Origin of the sequence: Lwoffella lincolnii, assembly GCF_002014765.1 — a bacterium.
Classification (GTDB): Bacteria; Pseudomonadota; Gammaproteobacteria; order Pseudomonadales; family Moraxellaceae; genus Psychrobacter; species Psychrobacter lincolnii.
This window is the reverse complement of the sequence record NZ_MUYT01000012.1, coordinates 15,095-32,171: the sequence shown is the minus strand read 5'-3', so window position 1 is coordinate 32,171 and position 17,077 is coordinate 15,095. Positions and strand designations below refer to the sequence as shown.

Genomic DNA, 17,077 nt, shown 5'->3' with positions numbered 1-17,077 from the left:
TATTAGCCAAATCAATTCAGTGGCATGTTTTAATGACTGATTTGAATTCATGTGATTTAAATTCGTCTGATTTAAATTAATTTTGTTGATTTAGTTGTACATAGTCATCAAAATTATTGGCATAATCTTCCAAATTATCATTGAGCATCTGTCGGTATTGCTTGGCATAAAACTCAATGATGTCTTCTTTTTCTTTTAATAAGTCATCACCTTTAACAAACCCAATGGATGCCACCGACGCACTGTAGCGAGCAGCAGCATACAGCAGTGATGCCCCTACCTGACCAGAATGCGATTGCGAGCTAAGCTGACTGTTTGCCAATTCAATGATGGCATCGGCACGCTGATAAAATGCTTGCATTTGTTCGGTGATTTCTGGCTCAGTATTGCCAGATTGGTTGGGGCTGGCATTGTGATTGTTTGTCATTTGGGTGTTCTCGATGGCTATGGGGCTTAAGTTTTATGGGGTATTACTATGGAGTTATGGACTATTTAATAGATGCCAACTTGATGGCTTACAAATTGGCATCGGCTTTTAGGGCATCAGCTTTGTCGGTCAATTCCCAAGTAAAGGCGGTGTTGCTACCCACACGCCCAAAATGCCCATAAGTGGCGGTTTGTTGGTACATGGGTTGTAATAAGTTTAACATGCGGGTGATGCCATAGGGTCGTAAGTCAAAATGTTGAGCAATCAAGCGAATGATGACATCATCGTCAATCTTGCCTGTGCCAAAGGTATTGATGGATATCGATGTAGGCTCGGCAACACCAATGGCATAACTGACTTGTACTTCACAGCGGTCAGCAAGTCCTGCTGCAACGATGTTTTTGGCAACATAACGCCCTGCATAGGCGGCACTTCGATCAACCTTAGAAGGGTCTTTGCCACTAAATGCACCCCCACCATGACGAGCCATGCCACCATAGGTATCGACAATGATTTTACGCCCTGTCAGACCAGCATCGCCCACAGGACCACCGATGACGAATTTGCCTGTTGGGTTGATGTGGTAGCGAGTATTGGTATGTAACAAATTGGCGGGAATGACTTGTTTGATGATTTCTTCCATGACCGCTTCTTTTAGGTCAGATTGGCTGATGCTGGGGTCGTGTTGGGTAGACAGTACCACCGCATCAATGGCAGATGGCAGTCCGCCGTCATATTTTAAGGTAACTTGGGCTTTGGCATCAGGGCGTAACCAAGGCAATTTTCCTGAGCGTCTCAGCTCTGATTGGCGTTCCATTAAGCGGTGAGCAAACTCAATTGGAGCAGGCATCAGTACGTCAGTTTCGTTACTGGCATAACCAAACATCAGGCCTTGGTCACCTGCTCCTTGCTCTTCTGGTTTGGCACGGTCAACACCTTGAGCAATCTCTGGCGACTGCTTGCCAATCATGTTGATGACCGCACAAGTTTCTCCATCAAAGCCCAAGTCCGAATGCTGATAGCCGATGCCTTTGACCGTATCACGCACGATGCGTTCAATGTCCACATTGGCAGTTGAGCTGATTTCACCAGCCAGCACCACTGCGCCTGTTTTTACCAAGGTTTCACACGCCACACGAGCATGAATGTCTTTTTGTAAAAATGCGTCCAATAAGGCATCGGAGATTTGGTCTGCCATTTTGTCAGGATGACCTTCGCTGACAGATTCTGATGTGAACAGTTGATAATCACGCATAAGGACTTTTCCACTGAAATTTGATGATAAACAATTTGACGATAAATCTGACCATTTTACTCAATTTTACCAATAATCACCATAGCTAAATTTGGCTGGATTTTATTGGGCTGATTCAAAATTTAAAGACCATCAAAGTTTAAAGACGATTGCTGAGCAAACAATCATCGCTGAGCAAAGGTGGCTTTATCTTTAAACATACATTCTTGATAAACAGGGCAAGCATCACATTTTGGTGTGCGTGCTTGGCAAGTATAGCGACCATGCAAAATGAGATAATGATGGGCATCTAATAAAAATGCTGGTGGGATTCGCTCAAGCAGATGGTTCTCCACTTCTCGGACGTTTTTGCCCGTTGCCAATCCTGTGCGATTGCCTACTCGAAAGATGTGGGTGTCTACTGCCATGGTTGGCTGTCCAAAAGCGGTATTGAGTACCACATTGGCAGTTTTACGCCCCACACCAGCCAAACTTTCTAAGTCGGGTCGATGATTGGGTACTTGACTGTCAAATTTCTCAATCAAATCTTGACAGGTTTTCATGATATTTTTGGCTTTGGCGTTATACAAACCAATGGTTTTGATATGCTCCTTTAAGCCATTTTCTCCCAACGCCAACATCGCCTCTGGCGTGTTGGCAACTTTGAACAGCTTAGCCGTGGCAATATTGACACTGACATCGGTGGCTTGAGCAGATAAAATCACTGCAATCAAAAGCTCAAAGTTGGAAGTATGATGAAGCTCAGTCTCTGGTTGCTTGATGGTTTGGGCAAGTTTTTCAAAAAAGAGCTGTACATTGGCTTTTGACATTCGCCGTGATGGGGGCGTGTCGGCAGTTTTGTGGCGAATAAGGGGTTTATTGGATTTCATGCGTGATATCAACATAACCTTATGTCTGAAGTAATGACGATAATTGTGCTTGTAAGTTAGCCAATTCTTGGCGTTTGTTCATATTGTCTTTGACCGACAGTTGCTTTTGTAATTTTTTAATTTTGCTTCGTAATTTGGCGGTCTCAATGGTGGCTTTGGCATCGTCAGCATCAATGCTAATTTGGGCATTGACGGCATTATTCAGCTTACTTTGTACCATGCTGACCACAGGTTTGGCATTGGCTTTATCTTGTATCTGAGCTTGTACTCGGTGCAAGTGGGTGTGATAACGTTGACGTAAGTCATGCTGTTCTTGCTCTCGTGCTTGTTGGCTTAATGTGCGTTTGATTGGCACAAGTTTGATGCAATCGACAGGACAAGGGGGCAGACACAACTCACAACCTGTGCATAGGTCGGTGAAGATGGTGTGCATGTGTTTGCCCGTCCCCACAATGGCATCAACAGGGCAGGCAGGAATGCACTTGGTACAGCCGATACATTCATCTTCAATGATGACCGCTCGCATTTCTTGGGGGCGGTTGGTGGCAGGGTCAATGGGGTGTTTAGATGGGGTGGCAATGGGGGCAGCAGTGGGGGTGATTGTTGAATTGGAGTGCTGGGTCGATGATGCCAACGCTTCAGCGATGGCATCAGTAACAGGTTGCCCGCCTGGCACACATTTGTTGATGGGTTCACCATGCACAACGATGGCATGGGCATAGGGCAGACAGCCATCTGGATGCTCACACAGCCCACATTGCGTTTGTGGCAGGCAGGCATCAACCGTGGCAATGAGCTTTTGAGTCTGTGCATTTAACGCATCAAGTTGCAATGCTTGCAGTAGTGTTGGCAGGTCAGTCATTGTCCATGGTTTATGTATCATTGATAAAAATTAACACAATCAATATGAATAAAAATCACACAAACCGAGCATCACGCCGCCAACAAGGTGTTTAAGCTGTGGTGTCCAACATTCAACACATGCTTGCCAACAGGGCGGTTGTTTTCTAAACCGTCAAGTTGATAATCCACGGCTGCCACAATGTCAGCAATTTTTGCCAATACGTTGTCGTCATATGGTTTTGGCTTGTCAAGCAGATGCACTTGCACATAATTTGCCAAGCGATTAAGCATGTTGCCTGAATCTTTCATGGATAAAAAACGCACCGAACCTGCCACTTGCTTGAGCATTTCTGGCAAATTGGCAATGTGTAAGTGGTCGTGATTGTCATCAGCGATGTAGTCATTGATTGCTTGCTCAACGGTGGCAAGGGTGGTACGGCTCTCCAGCACCAGTTTTTGATGGGCGGTGTCAATCTGATGTAGCGATACTTTTTTGTTTGATGGCAACATGTTCACAGCCCCTGGCGTGTGCAGTTTTGCCATATGAATGGCGGCATTTTCTGCCACAATCATGGATACCAAAAATTCATCTAACTCATCAGGGTCAGCGGACTGCCATTGACTCACTCGTTGGGATTCGTTGATGACGGTTTGAGCTGCGTCATCTAAGTTGAGCAGTTTTAGGGTAGATGCCAATTTGTTGAGTTCAGTGGCGATGTCTTCCACCCCAAGCCCTTGGGTATTGATGTTGCCATCACCACGAACAAAGCCATCAACTTGGTCTTTGATGCTGTTGATTTGTTCTTGAATCAGTTGGTTTAATGTGTCGGTTACTTCTCGGTTAGGACCAAATAAAAAGCGATTTAACTGCTCTTGTTGTTCAACGGACAAAGCGTTGTTGGCGTATTGCTCACGAATGCTCTTTGACAAAGGATTATCACGCTTGAGTGCAAAACTGACCAAATCGGCAAATCGTTTGTCGTTAATTGACAGATAATCATGGAACTGCTGTTCGATAAAGACAAACATGCGTTTTTGTTCATGGGTTAAGGGCAAATGTTTTTCAATGTCCATCACCGCTGCGGTCGATGCTTGCCAAAACAAGCTGTTACTTTGTTGGGCAATGATTTGGCTGGCTTGTTGCATGGTGTGGATTTTTTTAAGTTGTGGCTCACTTAAGGCTTGTCCGTGATTAGCAAGCAATACCGCCAAGCCTGCACGATAGGCATGGCTGAGTGTGTCAACTTCCACAGGCAACTGAGATAAAGATTGATAGTTTTCTTCAGGGTTAGAAATAGAAATGCGACCACTTTGACGTTGGTGGAAGTTTTGTTTGTCAAGTTGCGACTTGCCTAGGTGGGTGTACAGTTTATTGATGATGGGCAGTAATAAAATAGGTTCTAGAGTTTCTTTTAATAAGACAAATTCAATATAGCGGTCTAAGGTCATGATGGCTTCAGAGATGTCCATGATAAGTTCATCATCGGTGTTATCGCCATTATCATGAAGCAGTTTTAGGCTAAGTCCTAGGGCTTCAGATAAGTCACTGCCACCATCTAGGCTCATTAAGTTAAGCACTTGAGCCAACTGTAGCATGACTTCATAAGAATCTAAAAGTAGAGGGGCTTGTTCTTCATCATCGTTAAATTCACTCAAATGACTTTCTGCATCAGACAAAGCCACATTAATCTCAGTTCGCAATATGTGCAAAGAAGGTAAATCAAAGTTGGTGGCACTGGTGGTGCTGTGAGTTGGCTGAGCAGTGGGGAGGGTGCTGTTCATGAACAAAATTCCTATTGTTTGTTATTGTGTCGTATGGTGCTTTTTTAAGCGGTCATGGATACGGTAAAGACAGATTTTTGAATAAATTGCTAGCATTACATCATGAAGCATGCTGTGATGCAAGGTGGATATTGATGGTGGTTGTGATTTTTTTGATAAAAAACATCACGACCATGGTGCCACCACATCAGGGTATTGGGTTTTTAAGGCGTTTATCCAATCTTTATGGGCGGTGTCATCGTGGTTGTCTTTGATAAGCAGATTGGCAAGTTTGGTAAATTGTGCATGTGGTTGTCCGCCTTGGTTGGGCAGTGCGTCATCAATGGCAAGGGACACTTGCCCGCCTGTCAATGCCAGATAAACTTCCGCCAAAATCTCTGAGTCAAGCAATGCTCCGTGAAAAGTACGGTCTTGCTTGCCGACATTTAGGCGTTTTACCAAAGCATCTAGGGAATTTTTTTGTCCTGGATAGAGCTGTTTGGCGATGGCGAGTGAGTCGGTAATGGTTACACGCTTGGCAAAATCAGTCAGACCCACTCGGTTGAATTCAGCGGTTAAAAAGTTCATGTCAAAGTCAGCGTTGTGGGCAATGACTTCTGCACCAATCATAAAATCATAAATTGGCTGAGCAACTTTATCAAAGGTAGGCATGTCAGCCACAAAGGCGTTACTGATGCCATGAATTTTTATGACCTCTTCACTCATTTGCATTTGTGGGTTGATGTACACATGCAATTTTTCACCTGTGGGCTTGCGTCCAATAAGTTCAATAATGCCCACTTCGACAATGCGGTCGTCGGTAAAGTTCATGCCTGTGGTTTCAGTATCCATGATAAGCTGACGCTCTGACTGTCCACGGTTGATGGGTGGGGGCAGTAAGGGGCAAAAACTAGGATTGGCTCGGCTGGTATCACCGTTAAAAGTCATGGCTGGCATGTCTTGTGGCATGTTCATATTGGCTTGTATGTTTGGCTGTGCGTTGGTCTGTGTGTTGGGCATGTGGTTGGTATCATTATTTAAGCCATCAAAACTTGGGTCATCAAAACTTAGAGTATCAAGATTTAGAGTATCAAGACCTAATGGATCAATATGTAGCCAGTCGTCTGTTGAGTGGTTCATTGTAGGGTTGGCATGGTTGATTGTGTGGTTTGTTACGTGCGTTTGACGTTGCTGAGCCAAATGGTTTTGGGCTTTTTTTTTACGTCAGACTTTTTTTCTACATCATTATTACCTGTGTTGCCTGTGGGACATTGCACACCTAAGTTGGCAAGTTTGTCTGCCATTTCGTTGCCTGCATGTCCTGCATGTCCTTTAACCCAATGCCAATGAATTTGGCGTTTATGCTGTTGCTTATCTTGTTCACAAAGGGCATCAAGCTGCTGCCATAAATCTTGATTAAGCACAGGTTTGCCATCGGCTTTTTTCCAGTGTCTTTTTTTCCAGCCATGTATCCAAGTGGTGATGCCTTGCTTTAGGTAGCCTGAGTCTGTCCACAGTTCGATGTCATGTTCGCTTGGGCTAAGCTGTATGGCTTTAATGGCTGCCATCATCTCCATGCGGTTATTGGTGGTGGGATTATCGCCTCCATAATATTGGCGTTGTTTGCCATCTGACAATACCAATAACACGCCCCAACCGCCTTGACCGGGGTTACCTTTACACGCCCCATCGGTATAAGCAATGGTGGTGTTGGTTTTGAGTGTGATGTTAATGACATCTTCAAAAAATGGATTGGTGTGTGCGTCAGTCATAAGAAGAAGTGTTAAAAAACCATCTATAAAAGGTAATGATTTGTCATCATCGGTCTTAAGGGGTGAACAATGTGCAAATTTGCTATACTATGTTTTAAACTTGGTTTTTGGTTTTAAACTTGGTTTTTGCATTTGGTTTTCAAACTTGAACAGCAACATGATAACAGAAAATACCCTCCAGTCTATAGTAAAAATGATGATGACAAAAATAACATTGATGTTTGTTTGCTTGGCAACGCTTGTGGGCTGTGATTCTCAAAATGACCAACATTCACCAATGCAATTTGATGCCAATACAACTAACACAGTGTTAACTTTATCTGACTCTGATGTGGCACAAATGTTTGTAGGGTGTTACACCATCAGTCATGATGAACCTGCTCAAATCAAAATCAGCACCCATGCAGGCAAGCTTGTGATGCAAATGAAAGAACCTGCCAATGCCAATCGAGTTTGGGATAACCCTGAACCATTAGAAATTTTGACAAAAAAAGACGTGGCAAATTACTTTGCCATTGATGCAAAGAAGCTAGATGCCATCATTGCTCGCCCTGATAAGCTCATGGTGTTGGCTAAAGTACAAACCAGCCATGCCAACCTTGATCCACTGCTTGATAGTGAATATTTGGCATATATTTATCGGGGGGCAAATACCATTTATAAAGTGGTGTGTGATGATGCCCCTGTGGATATTGTTGTGGATATCGCCAATGCACCACAAACAAATTCAGTATCTTTAAGCAATCAAGTCATACACAATTAATAACTAACAAGTAAAAAAAGGAACGTATGGGATTTTTAACTTATTTGCTGATGGGAGTGATTGCCTTAGGGTTGGGTTGGGCAGTGCGACTTTATTATCTAGAAAAACATCATCTAAAAAAACATGATTTAGAAAAAATGCCCAAATTCCAAGCCAATCAATCTTATTTTGACTTAACTCATCCTAAGGTTATTCGTATTTTGATGGGATTTTTTGTGCTGATGTTGGTTGTGTCATGGGCGTTGGGACAATTTGTGTTGCATCATCAAGGCATTGATTGGGCGTTTGTCATTGTCAACAGTTTGGTGGCGACCTTTATTTTTTCATTTGGTTTATGCCCTGATGGTTTGGCTTGATTGTATTATATGATGAATTGCTGGTAAGGTAGTTTATACGCTTTGGTTGATGTGCTTATTGTATCACATACGCCTTTAACGTCAGTACTTTGTCTCGCACTTGGGCAGCTTCTTCAAACTTTAGCTCTCTTGATAAGGTTTGCATTTGTTTTTCTAGGCGATTGATTTCTTTGGCGAGCAAATCTGGGCTACGCAAAATGGCAATGTCCACATCGGGTAGTTTGGACTGATTGGCAATGGTTTGATTGTCATTGACATGAATATTGACATCATCTAAATGTTCACCTGTGTCAATTTTATCAGTGATGTTGCGACGAGCGGATTTTGGCGTGATACCATGTTTTTTATTAAACGCCATTTGTTTGGCACGGCGACGTTCAGTTTCATCAATGGCTTTTTGCATGCTGGGGGTGATGCTGTCAGCATATAAAATTGCTTTGCCATTGACATGACGAGCTGCACGCCCAATGGTCTGAATCAGCGAGCGTTCTGAGCGTAAAAAACCTTCTTTATCAGCGTCAAAGATGGCAACAAGGCTCACTTCTGGTATGTCTAAACCTTCTCGTAATAGGTTGATGCCAACCAGCACATCATGTACGCCTGTTCTTAATTCATGGATAATTTTCATTCGCTCTACTGTGTCAATGTCTGAGTGTAGATAGGCGACCTTGATGTTGTATTCTTTTAGATAGCTGGTTAGGTCTTCTGCCATGCGTTTGGTCAGTGTGGTGATAAGCACTCGTTCGTCCAGCTCACGACGAATATGAATCTCTGACAGCACATCGTCTACTTGTGTCAGTACAGGGCGAATTTCTAACATGGGGTCAACCAAGCCCGTGGGTCGTACCACTTGTTCAACCACTTGTTGGCTATGCTCAAGTTCATATGAGGCAGGGGTGGCAGACACAAAGATGGTGTGCGGGGCGATGCGTTCCCATTCTTCAAACTTCATGGGGCGGTTATCCATGGCACTGGGCAGTCGAAAGCCATATTGTACAAGGGTTTCTTTGCGACTTTTATCGCCTTTGTACATTGCACCGATTTGTGGTACGGTTACGTGACTTTCATCAATAAACAGCAGGGCATCAGGTGGAATGTAGTCAAACAGGGTGGGTGGTGCTTCACCAGCAGGTCTGCCAGACAGATGGCGTGAATAGTTTTCGATGCCGTTACAATAGCCAAGCTGCTGTATCATCTCAAGGTCGTATTGGGTGCGTTCTTTGATGCGTTGGGCTTCAATCAGTTTGCCATGTTCTTGAAAATAGGTTAAGCGTTCTTCTAGCTCTGCTTTAATGGTTTTGGCAGCGGCTTCCAGTTTGTCTTTGGGGGTAACATAGTGCGATTTTGGATAAATGGTGATGCGTGGCACACTGCGGACACTTTTACCTGTTAATGGGTCAAACCAAGCAATTTTTTCGATTTCATCATCAAATAAGTTGACTCGCACTGCCAACTGTTCGCTTTCAGCAGGATAGATGTCTAAGGTCTCACCTCGCAACCGATACGTTCCTCGACCAAAGTCCAACTCATTACGGGTATATTGCAACTCCACCAAGCGTTTGATGATGGCATGACGGTCAATACAATCGCCCACCACAAGGTGTAACAACATTTTTAGGTAGCTTTCTGGGTCGCCCAAACCATAGATAGATGACACTGATGAAACGATGATGGCATCACGTCTCTCCAGCAAGGCACGAGTGGCAGACAGTCGCATTTGGTCGATGTGGTCATTGATGGCACTGTCTTTTTCGATAAAGGTATCGCTGGCAGGCACATAGGCTTCGGGCTGATAATAGTCATAATAACTGACAAAATATTCCACCGCATTATTAGGAAAAAATGCCTTAAACTCACCGTATAGCTGAGCGGCAAGCGTCTTGTTGTGTGCCATGATGATGGTGGGTCGTCCGCAACGGCTGATGACTTTTGCCATGGTATAGGTCTTGCCAGAGCCTGTTACGCCAAGCAGTAACTGACCGTGCATACCAGATTCAACCCCTTTGACCAGTTTGTCAATGGCTTGTGGCTGGTCACCTGATGGCACAAAGTCAGTGACCATATCAAAAGCACGGCTAGAGATTTGTGTGCCACTGGCATTTACCCCAGTGATTTGAGCCTCATCTTGCAGTTGGCTGGCAAGCTGGTTGAGTTGGCGACTGCTTCTTGGTTCTGGCATTCTCATGGTGTGGTTTTTTTATGTTGTTATCAGTTTGTTATCAGTTTATTTTATTGTCAGATGCTTGTGCCATCAGATGCTTACGTCATCAGTTACCATCATCTAAGACCCTGCCAATATTTGTTGCACTTCTTGTTTTAGACTGGGTAAAATTTCATTGAGATTTTTTTGTGTCTGTTGCATCAAGGTGGGTAACAGATGCTGCATATAAGATTGCATGACCTCAGGTTGTTTTTTTAAGATGGCTTGACCTGTGGTAGAACCATAAAACTCAATTTGAGCATCTACTTCTGCTTGGGTAAAGTGCGTTTGGGCAGCTTGCACATAGCTTTGGCTCATTTGTTGGCGGATTTGTTGGAGATTGGTTTTACGATTTAATTGAGTGACGTATTTGTCAACCAAGGCATCTAGCTGAACCAAGGTATGTATCTGTTTGTCTTGTGCTTGGCTAAGTGGTTGGTTATTTTTGATGACCTCGGCTGTGATGACTTGATAGATAAGGTCAGCTGATTGGGCTTGGATGTCATCTGCCATGTTGTCCATTTGTAAAATACGCATCAGTTTTTCTACCGACTGCTGACTTGGGGTGGCGGCGGTTGCAAAACTTGGTGATGCTGACAAAATAAAAACCGCAAAATACATTGCCAACATCGATGAGATAGAGGTGGCTTTATTGGTTGATTTGGTTCGTTGTTGGCTTGTTTTGCTTAAGTCAAATTTGGTTAAGTGAAAAGAGGTCATCATGTCTCCTATGTGTTCCTATTGGCTTGCGTCATGTGGCTAAATAATCCCAAATCTTAGCAAATTCTTATCTGTTTGTCCGTATCGATTTGCAACTGATTTTATCGGTCATTTTTTATCATCATTTTTTTGCCTGTCAACTTTGCCTATTAACAAAGTGAAAGCAGGTAAAATAAAGAAAGACAGAAGCATATGACAAAAAATAAGCGATAAAGAACAAGCGATGAAAAAAGGGCGATTGTCGATTAACAGCATCACTATTTAGATAAAAGGCATTGACTAAATATGGGATAATGAGTAGTTTATAGGTTTATCACTCGTATTACCGCTGAAAATATGACTGTTAAAAGAATGAAAGGGACTGCGTTAAATCCATAAAATTCAATGGTTATCCCTGTCTTTGGTCTGTTTTTCTCGTTGCGGTTTTTTTTGTCATTAATTTTGTCAACATTAAATTTTATCAACATTGTGTCAATCACATGACAAAACTAGTAACAACAAGATTGTACAACAAGGCTTTAAGAAAATTTAACAACATCAACATCTTCAGTAGCTGGATTTATGGTAGATAATAGGGCAAAACATCATGACCGACAAAGCATTACAAGCGGTATCTCAAGCGGTTATGACCACCGCCAAACAGCGTAGTGAACAAGATAAAACCATTCATTTACAAGACATTGAGCAGTATTCATTCACCGATGATGGTGGCTTGCCAGTGGCAGTTTTGCCAAAAAAGTCTTTGTTTAAATTTAGTCATACTTTGGTTGATGAAGCCTATCACAGTTTGATGCTGGCGACCAGTTATCTGAGCGAAGCCGAACAAGCAGATATCTTAGCAGCGGCTCACTTTGGTGACAAAGCACACATTCAAGACCGTCGTAAATCAGGTGAGCCGTATATCACCCACCCATTGGCGGTGGCGGAGATTTTAGCAGGGTTTCGCTTGGATAGAGATACATTGATTGCAGGCATTCTACATGACACGGTTGAAGACACGCCTGTCACCCTTGATGAATTACAGCAGGTATTTGGTGGGGACGTGCCAAAATTGGTCGATGGTGTGACCAAATTAAAATCATCTGGCCACAATAAGCATCAAAACAAACTGGCAACCTTTTATAAAATTGTCGATGCCACTTTAAAAGACCCACGAGTGCTTATCATTAAGTTGTCTGACCGCTTGCACAACATGTCCACGTTAGGAGCGGTCAAACCTGAAAAGCAACGTGCCACCGCACAAGAGACGCTGTCATTTTATATCCCGCTTGCCAGAGTCATGGGGCTAAATGACATTGCCAATGCCATTGAATTGTTATGCTATCGTAATTTGGATAATGACATGTATGGCAAGTTGTCTGATAAACTGATTCAACATGGCTTGGGGCGTCATTATAAAAAAAATCTCATTCAAGAGAACTTACAGCACGTGCTACATAAACAGCACATTAAAGGGCATGTGCAGGTCATTGACCATCAAGTATCCATGTTTCGTCAGTTTTTTCGCAATCGTGGTGAACTCAATGCCATCTTACGCCAATATGCCTTTGAAGTGGTGGTGGAGACCATCGAGCATTGTCATCAGCTGGCGAACTTTTTTATTGAACGCTATGACATTCCCAACGAGCAGGTGGCAGATCACATCAAGCATCCGCCAGCAGGTGGCAATCAGTCTTTAACTTTGACTTATCGTTATGACACTGACACCATTCAAGTGACTATTTTGACCAAAAAAATGCAACAATCCGCTCGTCTTGGGGTGATGGCGTTAGAAAATGCGTCTAAAGTCAGTCAGTCGGTTATTCAAGCATCGTTGAGTGCCATGAAAGACTTGGTGAGCAGTGAAAACGCCATCGGACTTTTAGGGTCTGCTGATGAGGCTGACTCTAGCGAGCAAGCGGTCAATGACCTTATTCATTATCTCAATGGGCGAAAAATCCTGATTTATAGCCCACAAGGGCAAGTGTATGAATTGCCACGCAGTGCCACCGCCTTAGACTTTGCGTATGCAGTTGGTCCTAAGATTGGAGATGCGGCTGTGTCGGCGGTGGTGAATGGGCAAGCGGTCAGTCTCTCAACGGTGCTGACAGGCACACAAACCGTCGAAATCATCACCGACCCTCAAGGTATGCCTAAAGCAGAATGGCTTGGTTTTGTGGTAACAACTAAGGCACGCAATCTGATTGGTAAATGGCTCAGAGCCTTGCCTGATGTCGAAAAATGCCAGCACGGTGAACAAGCCCTTGAGCGGGCATTATCGACTTATGATAAGCATTTAAGTAATCTGAGTGATGATGATTGGGCAGATTTGCTTGAGTGGCAAGGAGTAACAGACAAACAAGGGTTGTTTTTACAAATCAGTTCAGGGGCATTGTTGCCACAGTTGGTGGTGACTCGCTTGTTTAGTGACCACATTGCCGTAACTGAGCAGGATAATGCCAACTTAAGCCATCCCCGTAATTTATTGGCAAACATGAGTGGGGTAGAGATTAACTTTGCCAAATGCTGTAATGCCATTTATGGTGATGAAATCTTAGGCTATAACTCTGTCAATCAAGGCTTGATTGTGCATAGACACAAATGTTTTGAAATACTAAACACCAAAAAAGAACAGCCTAACCGAGTATTTCCATTGTCTTGGCGTGACAAAGACAGTCTAAAACAGGTTACTCAAGGCGAACGGGCTCAGTTCACCGCTTATTTGGGCATTCAAGTGTTGCTTGATGAAGAGCAAATCAGTGAAGGCATGATATTGCTAAAACAGCTTAACATTGGTGTGGTGCGTTATGTGACCTTTATCAACCATAGCGTGTTTTATGTGGTGGTGCGTAGTCGCAGTCATGCCCAAGAAGGCATTGACGCTTTAAGAAAGCTGTATAACTTCATCAGCATTAAACGATTGTACGCACCCAACCGCTTTGATGACCATCAAGCCAAGAAACCCAATAAAAGAAACCCAATAAAAGAAACCCAATAAAAGAAACCCAATAAAAGAAACCCAATAAAAGAAATCCAATAAAAGAAATCCAATAAAAGAAATCCAATAAAAAATCCCAACAAAAAAACTCAATAAAACTGCCAAACGCTTCACAAACAAACGCTTCACAAAAAAGCATCGTTAATTGGCATCAATGTCAATCATCAAAGTCAATAAAGATGTGATGATGTTGATGCCCATAAATTACCCTTAAGCCACACAAAAGGAGCATTCCCATGAAAAAGCAAACCATTCACACAGACAACGCCCCTGCTGCCGTTGGCACATATTCACAAGCGGTCAAAATCACCCATCAAGGGGTTAATACTGTGTATATTTCAGGGCAGATTGGCTTTGACCCAAATACCATGGCCTTACAAAAAGGCTTTGAAGCACAAGCTCGACAAGTGATGGACAATATCGAAGCGATTTGTCAAAAGGCAGGTGGTGGCTTGTCTGATGTGGTGAAGTTCAATGTGTCGTTGACTGACCTTGATAACTTTGCTGCTTTAAATGAATTGTTTGTTGATAGATTGACCGAACCATATCCTGCTCGTGCTGCTGTCCAAGTCGCTGCCTTGCCTAAGGGAGCGGTGGTTGAGATTGAAGCAATCATGGTGTTTGAAGAATAGGTTTTGGTGGGTTATACAATCCCATTCACACATGCTCATTCACACACATCAATGTCTTCCCAATCCATATCAAACACGGCTTGTGGCAACTTAGCACAGCAGTCACTTATCCAAGTGGCTTTACCTGTGCCTTTGTACCGCTGTTTTGATTATTTACCTGTCCAATCCACCCCCCCAAGCTCTCCTTTACCAGGCATTGGCTCACGGGTGCAAGTGCCATTTGGCAAGCGTACCTTAATTGGGGTTGTTGTTGCTCATGTGTCAGCCGATGACAGCGATATTGCCACTGGCAAGCTAAAAGCCATTGATGCTGTTTTGGACACATCACCCCTCTTAGACGTTCAGATGATGAACTTTGCCAAGTGGTTGGCGGCTTATTATCATTATCCATTGGGAGATGTATTGGCAGTCATGTTGCCAAGTTTCATTAGGCAAGGTAAGCCAATTCAGCGGTTGACAAGACACTGGCGACTGTTGCCAGAAGTTTTGATGCGTATTGATAATCAAGGCATACAGGCGTTGGACAATGTCAGTGGCAGGGCTAAAAAACAGCTGAAGTTGATTAATTGGTTGGCACTGCACCAGTACCATGGTACGAGTGAAGAGGTGTTGATGCTGGAAGGTTTTGACCGACAAACGCTAAAAACGTTGCACAAAAAAGCCCTTATTGAACATTTTGAAGAAGAAAAAACCGCCCCTAAGCCTGTGCGACTGCTTAAATTGCCCTTGCCATTAAACGCTGAGCAACAACAAGCGGTGAATGCGGTATTGTCTGTGTATGCTGAAACTCAGCCAACTGACATCACCAGTCGTTATCAAGGATTTTTGTTAAATGGCGTGACAGGCTCTGGCAAAACTGAAGTGTATTTACAAGTCATGCAGGCCGTCTTAGAAGCAGGTCGGCAGGTGTTGATACTGGTGCCAGAGATTGGCTTAACGCCACAAACGCAGGCTCGTTTTGCTGGTCGTTTTTCGGCACGGTTGTGTCTGTTGCATTCAGGATTGTCCGACAGTCAGCGTATGCAAGGGTGGCTGGATTGTCAAAATGGGCAAGCTCAAATCATCATTGGCACACGTTCCACCGTGTTGTATCCTTTTGCCAATTTGGGCATGATTATTGTTGATGAAGCTCATGACAGCTCTTATAAACAACAAGATACCTTGCGATACCACGCTTGTAATGTGGCATTGTATCGTGGGCATCAATTGGGCATTCCTGTCATTTTGGGCAGTGCCACACCAGCACTTGAACACCTTAAACTGGTTGATGATGGCAAATTAACTGAGCTAAAACTGACCAAACGGGCAGGGCAGGCGTTGCCTCCCATGTTTGAGTTGATTGACCTTAGGCGTGGTGCTAAACCTGATAAAAAGCAAGCACACACCGAATATGTCAAACAGCCCTCTTTATTCAATTTTGCTCAAACCAATGATAAAGCGGTGTTTGATAAACCCACTGATGACACAGGGCTTAGCCCCATTACCATCAATCACATCGCTAAGACATTAGATGCTGGTGAGCAAGTATTGGTGTTCCTTAATCGGCGTGGCTATGCGCCCATCTTGCTGTGCGATGCGTGTGGCTGGCAAGCCGATTGCCCTCGCTGTGACACTCACATGACCGTGCATCACCATAAGCTTACTCAGCAAAAAGGACAGCTCAAATGCCATCATTGTGATTGGCAAAGTGCCATGCCATCATCTTGCCCCAGTTGTGGCAGTCGCAATCTGACTGCCCTAGGCATGGGAACAACCCGACTTAGCGATAATTTACATGCCCTATTTGCCAACCCACAAACCAGTAAACGCACCTACCCCATCATTCAAATAGACAGAGACACCACACGGCGTAAAGGCAGTTGGGAGCGGTTATATCAAAAAATCAATGGCGGTGAGCCAGCCATTTTAGTGGGAACTCAGATGCTTGCCAAAGGGCATCACTTTGCTAATGTTACCATGGTGGTGATGCCTGACGCAGATAGGGGGTTTTTATCAGCAGATTTTCGCTCACCTGAGCAGACTGCTCAACTAATCATTCAAGTGGCAGGGCGAGCAGGACGTGGCAACAAATCTGGACGAGTGCTTATCCAAACTCGCCAACCTGATAATCCTTTACTTCTTAAGCTGATGCGTAACGGCTATTCAGCCTTTGCTCGCATGTTATTAACAGAGCGACAACAGCTGGGATTACCACCATACAGTCATGCAGCCTTGATACGCTGTGAAGGCAAATCATTAGCCAGTGTACAAAATGTACTGCAACAAGCCAAATGCTTATTACCTGCCAATAATTTGGCAATTTTAGGCCCTTTTCCTGCCCCAATGGCAAAAAAAAACAACCGCCATCACGCTCAGTTATTGTTGCTGTCGCAACAGCGTCAGACCTTACACCAATTGTTATTAACATGGTGGTTGCCAGTCAAAGATTTATCCGATGCCAAATACATGCGATTAACCCTAGACATTGACCCCATCAGTTGGTAATCAGCAAGGTTTTAGCCA

At 43.7% G+C, this 17,077-nt stretch carries 12 protein-coding genes and 1 pseudogene; 5 read left to right on the top strand and 8 right to left on the bottom strand.

Annotated elements, in window-relative coordinates; translation table 11 throughout:
* Window positions 1-76: 76 nt before the first annotated feature.
* The 6 genes and pseudogenes from B0682_RS07850 to dnaQ all read right to left on the bottom strand — a co-directional run bounded on the left by B0682_RS07850 (window position 77) and on the right by dnaQ (window position 6,927).
* The gene (locus B0682_RS07850; RefSeq protein WP_078308016.1) at window positions 77-427 is read right to left on the bottom strand and encodes a DUF3144 domain-containing protein; all 351 of its coding nucleotides are present in this window, start codon (window positions 425-427) and stop codon (window positions 77-79) included.
* 88 nt (window positions 428-515) lie between these two features.
* Window positions 516-1,682 (bottom strand): methionine adenosyltransferase, encoded by a 1,167-nt coding sequence (metK, locus tag B0682_RS07845; RefSeq protein WP_078308014.1) that lies wholly within the window; start codon window positions 1,680-1,682, stop codon window positions 516-518.
* A 164-nt stretch (window positions 1,683-1,846) separates the two neighbouring features.
* Window positions 1,847-2,491, bottom strand: coding sequence for an endonuclease III (nth, locus tag B0682_RS07840; protein ID WP_240494939.1), 645 nt, complete (start codon window positions 2,489-2,491; stop codon window positions 1,847-1,849).
* Between the two features lie 79 nt (window positions 2,492-2,570).
* Window positions 2,571-3,413 (bottom strand): RnfABCDGE type electron transport complex subunit B, encoded by an 843-nt coding sequence (locus tag B0682_RS07835; RefSeq protein WP_078308010.1) that lies wholly within the window; start codon window positions 3,411-3,413, stop codon window positions 2,571-2,573.
* 71 nt (window positions 3,414-3,484) lie between these two features.
* Window positions 3,485-5,176 carry a hypothetical protein gene (locus tag B0682_RS07830; RefSeq protein ID WP_078308008.1) on the bottom strand — a complete coding sequence of 564 codons (1,692 nt, stop codon included), beginning with the start codon at window positions 5,174-5,176 and terminating at the stop codon, window positions 3,485-3,487.
* A gap of 165 nt (window positions 5,177-5,341) precedes the next feature.
* A pseudogene (gene dnaQ, locus B0682_RS09660) lies at window positions 5,342-6,927 on the bottom strand (DNA polymerase III subunit epsilon).
* Window positions 6,928-7,168: 241 nt separating this feature from the next.
* On the opposite strand from dnaQ, the gene B0682_RS07815 reads away from it, so the two are divergent.
* Together B0682_RS07815 and B0682_RS07810 are read left to right on the top strand one after the other, a co-directional pair.
* Window positions 7,169-7,690: a hypothetical protein gene (locus tag B0682_RS07815; protein WP_158077885.1), complete on the top strand. Its 522-nt coding sequence runs from the start codon at window positions 7,169-7,171 to the stop codon at window positions 7,688-7,690.
* A 26-nt stretch (window positions 7,691-7,716) separates the two neighbouring features.
* On the top strand, window positions 7,717-8,046 hold the full coding sequence (locus B0682_RS07810; protein WP_078308000.1) for a hypothetical protein: 330 nt from the start codon (window positions 7,717-7,719) through the stop codon (window positions 8,044-8,046).
* Window positions 8,047-8,101: 55 nt separating this feature from the next.
* Here the strand turns inward: B0682_RS07810 and uvrB are convergent, their stop codons facing one another.
* Window positions 8,102-10,231, bottom strand: a complete 2,130-nt coding sequence (gene uvrB, locus B0682_RS07805) for an excinuclease ABC subunit UvrB (protein ID WP_078307998.1) — start codon at window positions 10,229-10,231, stop codon at window positions 8,102-8,104.
* Window positions 10,232-10,327: 96 nt separating this feature from the next.
* The gene (locus B0682_RS07800) at window positions 10,328-10,969 is read right to left on the bottom strand and encodes a DUF2059 domain-containing protein (RefSeq protein ID WP_078307996.1); all 642 of its coding nucleotides are present in this window, start codon (window positions 10,967-10,969) and stop codon (window positions 10,328-10,330) included.
* Window positions 10,970-11,756: 787 nt separating this feature from the next.
* Between B0682_RS07800 and B0682_RS07795 the strand changes: the two genes are divergently transcribed.
* The 3 genes from B0682_RS07795 to B0682_RS07785 all read left to right on the top strand — a co-directional run bounded on the left by B0682_RS07795 (window position 11,757) and on the right by B0682_RS07785 (window position 17,059).
* Window positions 11,757-13,943, top strand: coding sequence for a RelA/SpoT family protein (locus B0682_RS07795; protein ID WP_420845517.1), 2,187 nt, complete (start codon window positions 11,757-11,759; stop codon window positions 13,941-13,943).
* A 236-nt stretch (window positions 13,944-14,179) separates the two neighbouring features.
* The gene (locus tag B0682_RS07790) at window positions 14,180-14,575 is read left to right on the top strand and encodes a Rid family detoxifying hydrolase (RefSeq protein ID WP_078307994.1); all 396 of its coding nucleotides are present in this window, start codon (window positions 14,180-14,182) and stop codon (window positions 14,573-14,575) included.
* 51 nt (window positions 14,576-14,626) lie between these two features.
* A complete protein-coding gene (locus B0682_RS07785) occupies window positions 14,627-17,059 on the top strand; it encodes a primosomal protein N' (RefSeq protein WP_078307992.1) in 2,433 nt (810 codons plus the stop codon).
* Window positions 17,060-17,077: the final 18 nt, after the last annotated feature.